Consider the following 13,257-nt stretch of genomic DNA (forward strand, 5'->3'; position numbering starts at 1 on the left):
TGACTTTTATGGTACCTGCTACCATAATTATTTGGTAGGAGTTGGTAATAATGTTTGATATGTTTCTTGAAAATAGAATTGTATTTTATGGCATGATTGCCGGTATTTTTATAGTGGTAAACGGCTTGGCATATTTATTATTGAAGTATATCCTTCCTTGGCAGGCCATGAGAACCTTGAAGAAATTCAAGATTCGTGCCAAAAGCCGCAAGCTGCTTCCGTTGTTAAATCTCACAGGGCAGCTGGTTATGGGCCTTTCTGGTGCTGTTACTAAGGGCGTGCCAATGGTATATGATATTATTCCCGCCGGTATAGCCCCATCTAAAATGATGACCTTTGCAGCATCTGCTGAGGCGGGTGTCCAGCATCCTTTGGCTGATGCAATAGCCGAGTGGGCTGACGAAAAGCACCTTGAGTTATCTGAGGCATCTGCCAGCAATGTGGTTCCGGGTAAGGGGGTTGAGGCTCTCATTAACCATCAGGAGGTCAGAGTTGGCACAGCGTCTTTTCTGCAGGACCATGATGTAAAAATCCCTGCGGAAATACTCACCAGGGCTGATCAGCTGGCAGGAAAGGGAAATGTGGTTTCCTTTGTAAGCATTGGTGGTTTTTGCCGTGGCTTTATTGTGTTCAGTGATGCCCTGCGGCCAACTGTCCCAGGTGCGGTTCAAACCCTTAGGGATTATGGGATTTCCACTGCTATTATGACCAGTGCTGCCGGCAGCACTGCCCGCAATATTGCCCGACAGGCCGGTATTAATAATGTTAATGCTGAAATGGATACCATGGAAAAGGCCAAGAAGATTACCATTATGAAGACTTCTGATTCCCTTATCGGAGCTGTGGCCACCACCAGCAATACCCAGGTTTTGGCCCAGTCAGCTGATATCAGCTTTGCTCTCAGTATTACTGATGAGTCAATTAAGGACCAGTGTGATGTTTATGTGGACAGTGTTGATTTCGGTAATATAATGAGTGCAGTGGATATTGCCAGATATACATACAGCAAGCGAAAAACCGGTATTATTGTTACAGTGTTGTTTAATCTTGTTTTAGGTGCTATTACCAGCTACATTGTGGCTGAGTCAGCCCTACCATTTTTTGCACCAGTGCTGCCGATTATGGCAGGAGTGCTTTTCCTTATTGGTATTATTGCCAATCAGTTTACTTATAGCTATTAATGTAAAAATGGAGTCAGATATATAAGGAGTTATATTTTATGGATAAAGAAGAATTTTCAGAATTAGTAAATATTGTTCTTGATAATACAGCCCGTCCACCACAGGAGCTTTTTGCCAATGGCTACGATGACTGGCATTGTCGTGCCCGTTTAGGTCATTTTCTGGCCATGCCGGAATTTAATCGTCTGGATGCTGCCAAGGAGCTGTTTATGTCTGTGCTAGACGTGGAGCCCGATGAGGAAAATAGTCAGGATGTGGAGGAGAAGGCCTATGCCCTTCAGCACCTCAGCCAGGTGGAGAAGGATCAGAAGATTTATAACAAGGCCCTTGAGCACATCAATATGGCTATTGAAACTGCAGAATCCTATGATTATCTATACAAATATATACTTAGAGGTGAGCTTTGGGCTCAGCGCTGGAATATCATGCACCTCATGAAACAGACCGAGGATGCTGAGGCTGAGGTGGATGAGCGTATTGAGGTGTTTAAGGATATTCCAATAGAACATAACAGCTATCTGTATTATGGCTACCGTTTCAAGGCCCAGCTGGCGGCTGAGCGAGGTGTTCCTCTTGTGGCCAAGGATTATATGCACATGGCGCTTCATAATATGGAAATTACTGAACACTACAAAAAGAGATTGGATAAGGCCTTTGCGGCCACCCATGAAAATATTTCCTGGATTTTGTCAGAAATTGACAAGGCAACACCTAACCCTGATAATCTGCATTGGGATATTTAAAGATAAATTAAAGGAGTGGGAACAGTGAGTTCCGAAAAAATCGAAATCAAGGCTAATGCCAAAATAAATCTGACACTGGATATTTTGGGTACCAGAGATGACGGCTACCATGAGGTGGCTATGGTTATGCAGGAGGTAAGCCTTCACGATAACCTATATATGGAAAAGACAGATGGTGGTATTGAGCTTGAAATTCCGGGCTCTGACCTGCCTGCGGATAATACCAATCTGTGCTATAGGGCAGCTGCACTTATTATGGAGGAGTGCGGTCTTAATGCTGGGGTGAAAATAACCTTGGATAAGCATATACCCATTGCTGCAGGTCTGGCAGGAGGGTCATCTGATGCGGCGGCTGTTCTGAAGGGAATGAGCCAGCTTTATGAGCTAAATCTTTCAGAGGAAAAGCTATGTGAGTTGGGGGCACGTCTTGGTTCCGATATTCCTTTCTGCATAATGGGGGGCACCATGCTGTCCACTGGCCGTGGGGAGATTTTGGAGCGTCTGCCAGATTTTCCGGAGGTTGACATAGTGTTGGCCAAGCCAAAGGTGGGAGTATCCACGGCTTGGGCCTACAAGACCTACGATGCTGGCTATACCGGTCCTCACCCTGATAATAAGGCCATGATAAAGGCTATAGAGCAGGGGGATATTTTATCTGCAAGTAAATTGTTGTGTAATGTGTTGGAAAGTGTTACTATAGAAAAGCATGACATTATCGACAGATATAAGAAGGAAATGTTGGACAAGGGAGCACTGGCCAGTATGATGTCAGGCAGCGGCCCTACAGTATTCGGCATTGCTCCTGATGTGTCTGTGGCAGAGAAAATGGCAGCAGCGATAAAAAATATAGATAATGAGGCGGCTGTGTTTACAGCGAAAACTGTTGGCAGAAATAGAGGTTAATTATGGACACAAAATTATCACCTATTAAATTGGATAGCTATCAGCCTCTACGTGAGGTAGTTTGTGAAACCCTCAGGGATGCTATTCGCAAGGGGAAATTGAAGCCCGGCGAACGACTTATGGAAAGCCAGTTAGCAGAGGATTTAGGTGTCAGCCGTACCCCTGTAAGGGAAGCAATCCGCAAGCTGGAGCTGGAGGGCTATGTTATTATGATGCCCCGCCGTGGAACCTATGTGGCTAATCTGTCAATCAGGGATGTAAATGAGGTTTTTGAAATCCGTACTTCCCTCGATTCCTTGGCCAGCGGTTTGGCTGCAGAGCGCATTACTGATGAGGAGCTGGAAAGATTACAGCGCCTGTTGGTTGCCATTGGAGGATACATTGAAGAAAATGATATGGACAAAATCGTTGAGTGCGATACTGAGTTCCATGACCTTTTGTATCAGGCAAGCCGCAATTCCCGTTTGGTAGGTATAATTTTCAATCTTCGTGAACAGCTCACTAGATTCCGTTCCACCTCCATGGCCTTTCCAGGCCGCCTGAAGGCAACGCTGGAGGAGCATCGCCGCATCGTGGAGGCCATAGCCCAGGGGGATGTGGCAGAAGCCCGGGCGGCTGCTGAATATCACATGGAAAAGTCGGAGCAGACTCTTTTGGAGAGCATGGAAGCCATGAAGAATCGTGGAAAATAATCTTATATATAAAAATATTGGAGTATAAAAATATTGGAGGCAATTTTTAATGCTGGATTTAGTAACAGTAATTTTAGCGGCAGGCAAGGGCACAAGAATGAAGTCCAAGCTGCCAAAGGTTTTACATAAAGTAGCGGGCAAGTCTATGCTGCAGCACGTTCTTGATGCTGCAACCAAGGCTGGTTCAAAGCGCAATGTTGTAGTCGTGGGCTTTGGTGGCGACACCGTTAAGGAAGCTATTGGGGACCAGGCTGAGTTTGTGGTACAGGCTGAGCAGCTGGGCACTGGTCATGCGGTAAAGCAGGCAGCACCATTGCTTTCAAAGGAGAATGGTACCGTTATGGTGCTTTGCGGTGATACTCCATTGGTTACTGCTGATCTTATCAGCAAGCTCTACGAGGGACATAAGGCTGCTGGCGCCAAGGCAACTGTGCTCACTGCCATTATGCCAGATGCCACTGGTTATGGCCGTATTATCCGTACTGCTGAGGGTGATGTTGCCCGTATCGTTGAGCAGAAGGATGCCACTGAGGAGGAGCGCCAGGTTAAGGAGGTAAACTCCGGTATTTATTGCTTTGAGTGCAAGGATTTGTTTGAGGCTCTGGAGAAGGTGGGCTGTGATAACGCCCAGGGTGAGTATTATCTGCCAGACGTATTGGGTATTCTCCGTGAGCAGGGGGAGAAAATCTGGGCTGTGGCCGCAGATGATTATGAGTCCACTTTGGGCATAAATTCCCGCGTTCAGCTTTCCGGGGCAGAGAAGATTCTCCGTCGTCGCAAGAATATTGAGCTGATGGATAACGGCGTAACCATTATGGATCCAGACAGCACCTTTGTGGATGCTGATGTTGAGGTAGGCCCTGATACAGTTATTTATCCTTTCACCTGGTTGGAAGGTAATACTAAGATTGGTGCAAATTGCGAAATCGGTCCTAACTGCCGCTTTAGCAATGTTACCATTGGGGATGGTGTAAAAGGCCATTTCGCTTATGGTCATGACTGCATCGTTGATGATGGTGTTGACTTTGGTCCGTATGTTCATCTTCGTCCTAATACCCATATTGGCAAGGACGTTCATATCGGAAACTTTGTTGAGGTTAAGAATTCCAACATTGGTGAGGGTACCAAGCTGCCTCATCTCCAGTATATCGGTGATGCTGATGTGGGAAGCCATGTAAACTGTGGCTGTGGTACTGTTACCGTTAACTACGATGGCAAGAACAAGCATCGTACTGTTATTGGTGATAATGCCTTTGTGGGGTGCCAGACAGCTCTGGTGGCTCCTGTAACAGTTGGTGAGGGCGCATATATTGGTGCCGGTTCCACTATTACCAAGGATATTCCAGCCTCTGATTTGGCTATTGCCAGAGCTCATCAAAAAAATATAAGTGGATGGGCAGATAAACGAAAAAATTAAAGTGGATATTTCAGTGGTTTACTGATAATATATATACGGAAATTTTTTGCTGGGAAATCCTAGTGGGAAAATTTACCTAAAAAGAAATTTGTTTTATTAAAGTTTGGAGGCTTTATAAAAAATGTCACAATCTGCAAAGAGTAACATGCGTCTTTTAGCTGGTAATGCGAATCCAGAGCTGGCTCAGGAAATCGCCGAGCACCTTGGTATCAGCCTTATTGAGGCTCAGGTGGGCCATTTCAACAACGGTGAAATCCAGGTTATGATCAGTGAAAGTATTCGCGGTAAGGATATCTTCATTATCCAGCCTACCAGCCAGCCAGTTAATGAGAATCTGATGGAGCTTCTCATTATGACTGATGCTTGTAAGCGTGCATCTGCTCATAGCGTAACTGCCGTAGTTCCTTATTATGCTTATGCCCGCCAGGACCGTAAGACCCGTGGTCGTGAGCCTATTTCCGCAAAGCTGGTTGCGAATTTGATGCAGTCTGCTGGTTTGGACCGTGTAGTTACTGTTGACCTTCATGCTGGTCAGATTCAGGGCTTCTTTGATATTCCAGTAGACCATTTGGCTGCTGCTCCTGCAATGGCTGAGTATTTCAGGGAGCTTAATCTTGAGGATGCTATTGTGGTATCCCCTGACCTTGGCGGTGTTACCCGTGCCCGTAAAATGGCTGATTTGCTTGATGTTGGCATTGCCATTGTGGAGAAGCGTCGTCCACGTCCTGGTTGTGCAGAGGTTATGAACCTCATTGGTGATGTTAAGGGCAAGACCTGTATCATGATTGATGATATGGTTGATACTGCTGGTTCCCTCTGTGAGGGTGCCAAGGCTCTGAAGAAGCTGGGCGCCAAGGAAGTTTATGCTTGCTGCTCCCATGGTATTTTAACTGATCCTGCTGTACAGCGTATTAATGACTCTGTTATTAAGCAGCTTATTATTACCAATACTATTCCATTGGCTCCAGAGAAGCGTTCCAACAAGATTGTAACCATTTCTCTGGCTCCTATGTTGGCTGAGTTCATTGATTGTATTTACAACAATGGTTCTGTAAGTAAGCTCTTCAAATAATAATCAAATAATGCAAGGGGCGAATCTCGGTTCGCCCTTTTCGTTTAGCAAGAATTTTGGGGTGATAATAATGGAATTTGCAAAAAGAATGGAACAGTTTGGAGAAGGGGTATTCTCCAGATTAGCAGAAATGCGCAAGGAGTGTGTGGCTGCCGGCAAAAATGTCATTGACCTGAGTATCGGTGCGCCTAATATTCCACCTGCAAAGCGGATTATGGAAGCAATGGCCAAGGCTGTAATGGATCCAGCTAACTATGTGTATGCCATTTCTGACAGAAAGGCTATGCTGGATGCTGTGGCCCAGTGGTATCAGCGTCGCTACAATGTAACCTTGGATCCTGATACGGAAATTTGCTCTCTTTTGGGTTCTCAGGATGGATTGGCCCATATTGCCCTTTCAATTTTGGATCCAGGGGATATTATGATGGTTCCCGATCCATGCTATCCAATTTTTGCAGATGGTCCTCGAATTGCCGGGGCTGAGCTTTATTATATGCCTCAGAAAAAAGAGCACGATTATGTGATTCAGCTTGATGATATTCCGGAGGAAGTGGCCCGTAAGGCCAAATTCATGTTGGTTTCCTATCCTAATAATCCAACCGCAGCTATGGCACCAATAGAGTTCTACAAGGAGCTTATTGCCTTTGCGAAAAAATATGACATCATTGTTTTGCATGACAATGCTTACAGCGAGCTGGTATTTGATGGTCGTGAATGGGGTAGCTTTCTGGAGCTTCCTGGAGCCAAGGAGGTTGGAGTGGAATTCAACTCCCTGTCCAAGACCTACGGCCTGGCAGGTGCCCGCATAGGCTATTGCCTTGGTAATTCCAAAGTTGTTGGTATGCTAAAGACTTTGAAATCCAATATGGATTACGGAATGTTTTTGCCAATTCAGGCGGCGGCTATTGAGGCAATTTCCGGGGATCAGTCCATTGTGGCGGAAACCAGAGCAGCTTACGAGCGTCGTCGTGATGTCCTCTGTGATGGCCTTATTGAAGCTGGCTGGCAGATGGACAAGCCACCTGGAACTATGTTTGTATGGGCACCGATTCCAGCCTCGTATGAAAATTCCGAAGCCTTTGTTAAGGATTTACTGGATAAGACTGGGGTGCTGGTAACTCCTGGTAGTGCCTTTGGACCTTCTGGAGAGGGCTATGTCCGTATGGCACTGGTACAGTCTGAGGAGGATATGCAGCGGGCTGTGGATGAGGTAAGGAAATCTGGTATTTTTGCCTGATGTAGTCTGTCAATGGACTTTTGTTATGCTTAATTGTTATATTAAGTGTCCGAAATATATATTTTTAGTTGAGAAAAAATGTATTTTGTATTAAAATAAATGAGTATTTATTCTCAATAAAAGAAAGTAGGAAAAACACATGGTAGAATCTGTATGGTCAATATTGCCACCTATAATCACGATTGTGCTGGCATTGGCGACAAAGGAAGTGTATATGTCACTGCTTATCGGTATTTTCTCCGGTGCTTTGCTATATACAAATTTCAATGTTATCGAAGCTGTTATGACTATGTTTGATGTGCTGGCTGATAAGGTAGGCGGCAATGTCAACATTTTGGTCTTTCTGGTAATTCTGGGTATTATTGTGGCGGCTATTACCCGCTCCGGTGCTACCCGGGCCTATGGTGAGTGGGCAGCAGAAAACATCAAGGGACGTCGCAGTGCAATGCTTTTGACTGCTATCCTTGGTATTGTTATTTTCATCGACGACTATTTTAACTGTCTCACCGTTGGTACTGTAATGCGTCCAATCACGGATAAGTTTAAGATTTCCCGTGCTAAGCTGGCTTACATTATTGATGCCACAGCAGCACCTATCTGCATTCTGGCACCAGTATCCAGCTGGGCTGCAGCAGTAGGCTCTTCCCTGCCTGAGGGCAGTGAAATTGATGGCTTTGCCCTGTTTCTTCAGACCATTCCGTTTAACCTTTATGCTTTGTTGACTATGGCCTTTATGGTGTTCATAATCATTTCTCAGCGTGATGTCTTCTCCATGGCAGCTTATGTAAAGAAGAATCAGGAAAATTTCATTGTGCCTAAGGAATACCGCGACAGTGAGCAGGAGGGACCGACTGGTAATGGCCGTATTATCGACCTCATTTTGCCACTGATTGTTCTTATCGCAGCCTGCGTATATGGTATGCTTTACACTGGTGGTATCAATGAGGGCAAGACCATTGCTGATGCTTTTGCGGATTGTGATTCCTCCAAGGGCTTGGTATTTGGTTCCTTTACTGCATTTGTGTTTACTGCTCTGCTGTATCTGCCACGTAGGGTTATTACCTTTAAGTCTTTCTGTGAAACCTTTGTACAGGGCTTCAAGGCCATGACACCTGCAAATTTGATTCTCTGCTTTGCATGGACTCTCTCCGGTATCTGCAGTGACAAGTATCTTAACCTTGGCGGTTATGTGGGAATGCTGGTAAGTGCCAATACTGATGTGGTAATGTTCCTGCCGGTAATCTTCTTCGTGGTAGCGATTATTTTGGCTTTTGCCACCGGTACCTCATGGGGTACCTTCGGTATTCTTATTCCAATTGCCGTAGCTGTAATTGGACCAAACGATGTAAATATGCTGTCTATTACAGTGGCAGCTATTCTTTCCGGTGCAGTTGGCGGTGATCACGCTTCACCAATTTCCGATACGACAATTTTGGCTTCTGCCGGTGCCCAGTGCAGTCACCTTGATCACGTAAGCACTCAGATTCCTTATGTGCTGATTGTGGCCAGTGCCAGCTTTGTAGGCTATATGGTTGATGGTTATACCATGAACGGCTGGTATGGTCTGGCTGCGGCAGCGGCTATTTTGGCAGTGGTTATGGCTATAATCTGTGCCAAGGTTAAGCCTGTTGACGTTGATCATTAATTTTTAAATTTTATATAATTACAACACCTGTGCTTTTTGCGCAGGTGTTTTATTTTCGCCTTGACATTCAGTTGGTATAGTTTTATTCTAAATAAGTTGTAGAAGATTAAAAAATGAGGAGATGATGTTGTGGTTACAACAGTACGCCACAAGGTTAACTTTTATGACACAGATGCCATGGCTGTGGTGCATCATTCCAACTACATCAGATGGTTTGAAATCGGTCGTGTGGAGTTTCTTCGTGAGGCTGGCATTACTCTGAATCAGCTTATGGATGACGGTTATGTTTTTCCAATTACGGAGGTTAGTGCCAAATATGTCAATTCTGCCAAATTTGATGATGAATTGATTATTGAAACTACCCCTGAAGCCCTTACCAAGGCGAAGATGGCATTTACATACCGTATTTTGCGGGCATCCGATGATACCCTGCTGGTAACTGGCAGGACACAGAATGTTTTTACTTCAATGGAAACTGGCAAGATTACCCGCTTGCCGGAAACCTACTACAATAAATTAAAAGCAATGCTGGACTGATTAATCATAAGGCATTCAAACATTTGGAGGTATAATTTATGGGAACCGTGTTATTGTGTATAGTCGCTGTTGCAATTCTGATTGTACTTTTTACGAAATTGTATTTTATGCATTTAGGAGTGGAGAATGTAATTGCAAAGAAGGATAGCCGTAGCGCCTTTGTAGTGGATGAACAGACTGAGGATAGCTTGACCTTCAGCACCAATGTTGAATTTGTAAATGAGGGCAAGCAGTGTACTGTAGTGATGGACTGCTTTGTTCGCCCACAGCTCCCTTATGAGCAGTATGATGGTGTTGAAACAAGAGGTCATGCGGAGCTCCTGTCCGCTCCCCGTGAGGATGATTATTTTGAGGCTTATATCATTCAGCGGAAGGGGTATGGAAAGGATCTTGACCGCGCTACCATTAAGGCCCAGATTAAGCTCATTGCCCGTCATGGCATGACCATTAAGGAAGCCATTTCCAAGATGCCTGACTTCAATTTCCTGATTATTTGGATGGAAGCTGGCCGCATGGAGGCTCATTACCGTCAGGTTCGTATTGAGGTACCGGCAGCGGAAATCGCCAAACTTGTCGGCACTGAACTGGTTGAAGCATAAGGAGGGCATTTGACATGAGTAATGATGCAAAAATTGAACTGATTCCAATCCCTACCAGAATTCTTACTGATAAGGATGATATTATTGATACAGTAGAGCGTTATACCAAGGACAAGATTGGTCCTGATGATGTTATTTCTGTAGCGGAAAGTGTTGTGGCTATTACCCAGGGGCGGGCCGTGCGTCCTGAGGATTTGAAAATTACCAAGGTGGCAAAGTTTTGTTGCCGGTTTATCCCTGATTATGGCTCCTTGGCCACCCCACACGGCATGCAGTCCTTGATGGATGTGGAGGGCAAGTGGCGTGTGGCCGGTGCACTTTTTGCTGGCTTTTTGGGAAAAATTGTGGGTTTAAAAGGCCTCTTTTACAAGTGGGGCGGTGAGCAGACTGCTCTTATCGATGACGTTACCGGTACTATGCCACCATTTGATAAGCACATTGTTTATGGTCCGAAGGATCCTGACAAGGTTGTTGAACAGCTCAAGGCACGTTTGGGCTGCTTTGGCGGTCTGATTGCTGACGTAAATGATTTGAAGCGTTCCCGGGTGGTTGGTCAGTCCAAGGGCCTCAATGGTCTTATGGCGGCTAATCTTCTGATTGATAATCCTTTTGGTAATGCTTCCCAGAAGACCCCAATTGTTATTATCAAGAACTTTAGACAGTATCAGGAACAGAACAGTTAAGATTTTTGTGCCCCGTCGCCCATATAGGTGGCGGGGATTTTTGCTAAGAAATCTTAGTGAATCAAATCCAAAGGATGCAGATGAACTTTAGATTTCGTGTAAGGGCTGATGAAAGCCTGTATGCTTTCATCTTGCTTTCTAAGGAGGAAAAATATGGAAAGAAAAGATGGCCGTAAGAATGACCAGCTTCGTAAATACAAGATAAACCGTCATTTTCAGATTCACCCGGCAGGCTCCGTGCTTATTGAGATGGGGAATACCAAGGTAATTTGTGCTGCCACTATTGAGGACCGTGTGCCCAGCTTTTTAAAGGGGACTGGTGAGGGCTGGCTTACAGCTGAATATTCCCTGTTGCCAAGTGCTACAAATACCCGAACCTCCAGAGAGGCTGCCAGGGGTAAGCAAACTGGCCGTACCCAGGAGATTCAGCGTCTTATTGGTCGTAGTCTGCGTTCTGTAATGGATTTGAAGGCTTTGGGAGAAAGAACCGTTACTGTTGATTGTGACGTTATTCAGGCTGATGGCGGTACCCGTACAGCTTCTATTACAGGTGCCTTTATTGCGGTGGTGGAGGCCTGTGCAACAATTTATGACGGCACTAAGCCTTTCCCTGTAAAGGATTTCTTGTCAGCCATCAGTGTGGGAATTTCTGCATCGGGTGAGCCTGTACTTGATTTAAATTATGAGGAAGATTCCAGCTGCATTGTGGATATGAATGTGGTGCGTACTGGTATGGGACAGTTCGTGGAGGTTCAGGGGACCGGCGAGGGCAGACCATTTAGCCGTGAAGAAATGGACAATTTACTGGCATTGGCAGAAAAGGGCACCGATGAACTGATTTCCTATGAAAAGGATATTTTGGGTAATGATTTAGTTTGGAAAGTCGGTCGGGAATAAAAAAGTTTTAAAATTTTTTTTCGTCGGTAAAATATGCTAATGATAAGGCGAATATTCTATAAACACCGATTATCACTGAATTGTCAGACGACCAAAGAAAAATTACGAATACCATTCATCTTTTTAGTGGCAAACCCTTGTGGTTATTGGCTTGAAAGCACATTAAAAGTATGATAATATGAGATATGTATGCGAGTGTAATTTTTTTATTATATTAGGGAGGGTTTAATTTGCGTACGATCAATGTTGAACAGATCACAGCAGAAGTAGCGCAGATGTGTAAGGAAGCTGCCTACTATTTACCTCAGGACGTGTATGAAGCTCTTAAGAAGGGCCGTGAGACAGAGGAGTCTCCAGTTGGTCAGGTTGTTCTTGATCAGATCATTCGCAACTCTGAGATTGCTAGAGCTGAGGATCGTCCTATCTGCCAGGATACTGGTATGACCATTATTTTCCTTGAGGTAGGTCAGGATCTTCATATCGAGGGTGGCGATCTGACAGAAGCTATCAACGCTGGCGTTGCTAAGGGCTACACTGAGGGTTATCTTCGCAAGTCCGTTGTTGCTGAGCCTTTATTTGACCGTAAGAATACTCAGAACAACACACCAGCTATTATTTATACCAAGATTGTACCAGGCGATCAGCTTAAGATTGAGCTGACATGCAAGGGCTTTGGCTCCGAGAACAAGGGCGGTATCAAGATGCTGGTTCCTGCTGATGGCGTTGAGGGTGTTAAGAAAGCTGTTCTGGATATTATCCAGCATGCAAGCTGCAACCCATGCCCACCAATGGTTGTTGGTGTAGGTATCGGCGGCACTATGGATCAGGCTGCTTATCTTTCCAAGCGCGCTCTCATGCGTAAGATTACTGAGCGTAATGCTCATCCTGATTACGCTGCACTGGAGAACGAGCTCCTCGGCCTTATTAACAAGACCGGTATCGGTCCTCAGCTTGGCGGTACTACTTCCGCATTGGCTGTAAACATCGAGTGGGGTCCTACTCATATTGCCGGCCTGCCAGTAGCAGTTACCATCTGCTGCCATGCTTGCCGTCATTCCCATCGTGTTCTTTAATATAGGAGGTTTATATAATGGCTGAGACAATTCGTATAACTACTCCTCTTAAAGAAGAGGATTCCCGCAAGCTCCGTGCTGGCGATAGCGTGCTTATTACCGGTACTATCTACAGTGCCCGTGATGCTGCACACAAGGTTATGACTGAGGCTCTGGCTCGTGGCGAGAAATTGCCAATCGACTGGAATAATCAGATAGTTTACTATCTTGGTCCTACACCTGCAAAGCCAGGCGATCCAATCGGTTCCTGCGGTCCTACTACTGCTGGTCGTATGGATGCTTATACCCCTACCATGCTTGAGCAGGGTATCAAGGGTATGATCGGTAAGGGCTCCCGTGCTCCAGAGGTAGTTGAGTCCATGAAGAAGAACGGCGTTACTTACTTCGCTGCTGTTGGTGGTGCTGCTGCCCTCATCGCAAAGTCCGTTAAGAAGTACACCGTTATTGCTTACCCTGAGCTGGGCCCAGAGGCTCTCGCTGCTCTTGAGGTTGAGGATTTCCCTGCAATCGTAGTTATCGATTCTGAGGGTAATGACTATTACGAGATTGGTCAGAAACCATATCGTAAGTTATGATAT

Annotated in this window: 14 protein-coding genes; all 14 read left to right on the forward strand. The window is 45.3% G+C overall.

Translation table 11 applies throughout. The features are described 5' to 3' along the window. The first annotated feature begins 50 nt into the window (after nt 1–50). The 14 genes from T355_RS0108085 (at nt 51) to T355_RS0108150 (ending at nt 13,254) form a co-directional block, all read left to right on the forward strand. Nucleotides 51–1,181, forward strand: coding sequence for an HAD family hydrolase (locus tag T355_RS0108085; RefSeq protein ID WP_027397313.1), 1,131 nt, complete (start codon nt 51–53; stop codon nt 1,179–1,181). A 38-nt stretch (nt 1,182–1,219) separates the two neighbouring features. Beyond that, nucleotides 1,220–1,924 carry a hypothetical protein gene (locus T355_RS0108090; protein ID WP_027397314.1) on the forward strand — a complete coding sequence of 235 codons (705 nt, stop codon included), beginning with the start codon at nt 1,220–1,222 and terminating at the stop codon, nt 1,922–1,924. Nucleotides 1,925–1,948: 24 nt separating this feature from the next. Beyond that, nucleotides 1,949–2,827: a 4-(cytidine 5'-diphospho)-2-C-methyl-D-erythritol kinase gene (gene ispE, locus T355_RS0108095; protein WP_027397315.1), complete on the forward strand. Its 879-nt coding sequence runs from the start codon at nt 1,949–1,951 to the stop codon at nt 2,825–2,827. A 2-nt stretch (nt 2,828–2,829) separates the two neighbouring features. Next, on the forward strand, nt 2,830–3,519 hold the full coding sequence (locus T355_RS0108100; RefSeq protein WP_027397316.1) for a GntR family transcriptional regulator: 690 nt from the start codon (nt 2,830–2,832) through the stop codon (nt 3,517–3,519). Nucleotides 3,520–3,568: 49 nt separating this feature from the next. Next, nucleotides 3,569–4,936, forward strand: coding sequence for a bifunctional UDP-N-acetylglucosamine diphosphorylase/glucosamine-1-phosphate N-acetyltransferase GlmU (gene glmU / locus T355_RS0108105; protein WP_027397317.1), 1,368 nt, complete (start codon nt 3,569–3,571; stop codon nt 4,934–4,936). Nucleotides 4,937–5,057: 121 nt separating this feature from the next. Continuing rightward, entirely contained in the window at nt 5,058–6,008 is a 951-nt protein-coding gene (locus tag T355_RS0108110; protein ID WP_027397318.1) for a ribose-phosphate diphosphokinase, read from the forward strand. A gap of 70 nt (nt 6,009–6,078) precedes the next feature. After that, nucleotides 6,079–7,245 (forward strand): aminotransferase class I/II-fold pyridoxal phosphate-dependent enzyme, encoded by a 1,167-nt coding sequence (locus T355_RS0108115; protein ID WP_027397319.1) that lies wholly within the window; start codon nt 6,079–6,081, stop codon nt 7,243–7,245. A 139-nt stretch (nt 7,246–7,384) separates the two neighbouring features. Continuing rightward, nucleotides 7,385–8,890, forward strand: a complete 1,506-nt coding sequence (locus T355_RS0108120; protein ID WP_027397320.1) for a Na+/H+ antiporter NhaC family protein — start codon at nt 7,385–7,387, stop codon at nt 8,888–8,890. A gap of 129 nt (nt 8,891–9,019) precedes the next feature. Next, nucleotides 9,020–9,427, forward strand: coding sequence for an acyl-CoA thioesterase (locus T355_RS0108125; protein WP_027397321.1), 408 nt, complete (start codon nt 9,020–9,022; stop codon nt 9,425–9,427). Between the two features lie 38 nt (nt 9,428–9,465). Then, a complete protein-coding gene (locus T355_RS0108130) occupies nt 9,466–10,026 on the forward strand; it encodes a hypothetical protein (RefSeq protein WP_027397322.1) in 561 nt (186 codons plus the stop codon). A 14-nt stretch (nt 10,027–10,040) separates the two neighbouring features. After that, on the forward strand, nt 10,041–10,709 hold the full coding sequence (locus tag T355_RS0108135) for a coenzyme F420-0:L-glutamate ligase (RefSeq protein WP_027397323.1): 669 nt from the start codon (nt 10,041–10,043) through the stop codon (nt 10,707–10,709). A gap of 153 nt (nt 10,710–10,862) precedes the next feature. Next, on the forward strand, nt 10,863–11,606 hold the full coding sequence (gene rph / locus T355_RS0108140) for a ribonuclease PH (protein ID WP_027397324.1): 744 nt from the start codon (nt 10,863–10,865) through the stop codon (nt 11,604–11,606). A gap of 230 nt (nt 11,607–11,836) precedes the next feature. Then, nucleotides 11,837–12,679 carry a fumarate hydratase gene (locus tag T355_RS0108145; protein WP_027397325.1) on the forward strand — a complete coding sequence of 281 codons (843 nt, stop codon included), beginning with the start codon at nt 11,837–11,839 and terminating at the stop codon, nt 12,677–12,679. 17 nt (nt 12,680–12,696) lie between these two features. Further along, nucleotides 12,697–13,254, forward strand: coding sequence for a Fe-S-containing hydro-lyase (locus T355_RS0108150; protein WP_027397326.1), 558 nt, complete (start codon nt 12,697–12,699; stop codon nt 13,252–13,254). The last annotated feature ends 3 nt before the right edge of the window (nt 13,255–13,257 follow it).

It is taken from the genome of Anaerovibrio lipolyticus LB2005 (assembly GCF_000621545.1).
GTDB classification, from domain to species: Bacteria; Bacillota; Negativicutes; order Selenomonadales; family Selenomonadaceae; genus Anaerovibrio; species Anaerovibrio lipolyticus_A.

What these genes read in the sequence shown, in the direction of transcription:
- T355_RS0108085 (WP_027397313.1), top strand. Translation starts at nt 51, where the DNA reads ATGTTTGATATGTTTCTTGAAAATAGAATTGTATTTTATGGCATGATT.
- T355_RS0108090 (WP_027397314.1), top strand. Translation starts at nt 1,220, where the DNA reads ATGGATAAAGAAGAATTTTCAGAATTAGTAAATATTGTTCTTGATAAT.
- T355_RS0108100 (WP_027397316.1), top strand. Translation starts at nt 2,830, where the DNA reads ATGGACACAAAATTATCACCTATTAAATTGGATAGCTATCAGCCTCTA.
- glmU (WP_027397317.1), top strand. Translation starts at nt 3,569, where the DNA reads ATGCTGGATTTAGTAACAGTAATTTTAGCGGCAGGCAAGGGCACAAGA.
- T355_RS0108110 (WP_027397318.1), top strand. Translation starts at nt 5,058, where the DNA reads ATGTCACAATCTGCAAAGAGTAACATGCGTCTTTTAGCTGGTAATGCG.
- T355_RS0108115 (WP_027397319.1), top strand. Translation starts at nt 6,079, where the DNA reads ATGGAATTTGCAAAAAGAATGGAACAGTTTGGAGAAGGGGTATTCTCC.
- T355_RS0108120 (WP_027397320.1), top strand. Translation starts at nt 7,385, where the DNA reads ATGGTAGAATCTGTATGGTCAATATTGCCACCTATAATCACGATTGTG.
- T355_RS0108130 (WP_027397322.1), top strand. Translation starts at nt 9,466, where the DNA reads ATGGGAACCGTGTTATTGTGTATAGTCGCTGTTGCAATTCTGATTGTA.
- T355_RS0108135 (WP_027397323.1), top strand. Translation starts at nt 10,041, where the DNA reads ATGAGTAATGATGCAAAAATTGAACTGATTCCAATCCCTACCAGAATT.
- rph (WP_027397324.1), top strand. Translation starts at nt 10,863, where the DNA reads ATGGAAAGAAAAGATGGCCGTAAGAATGACCAGCTTCGTAAATACAAG.
- T355_RS0108150 (WP_027397326.1), top strand. Translation starts at nt 12,697, where the DNA reads ATGGCTGAGACAATTCGTATAACTACTCCTCTTAAAGAAGAGGATTCC.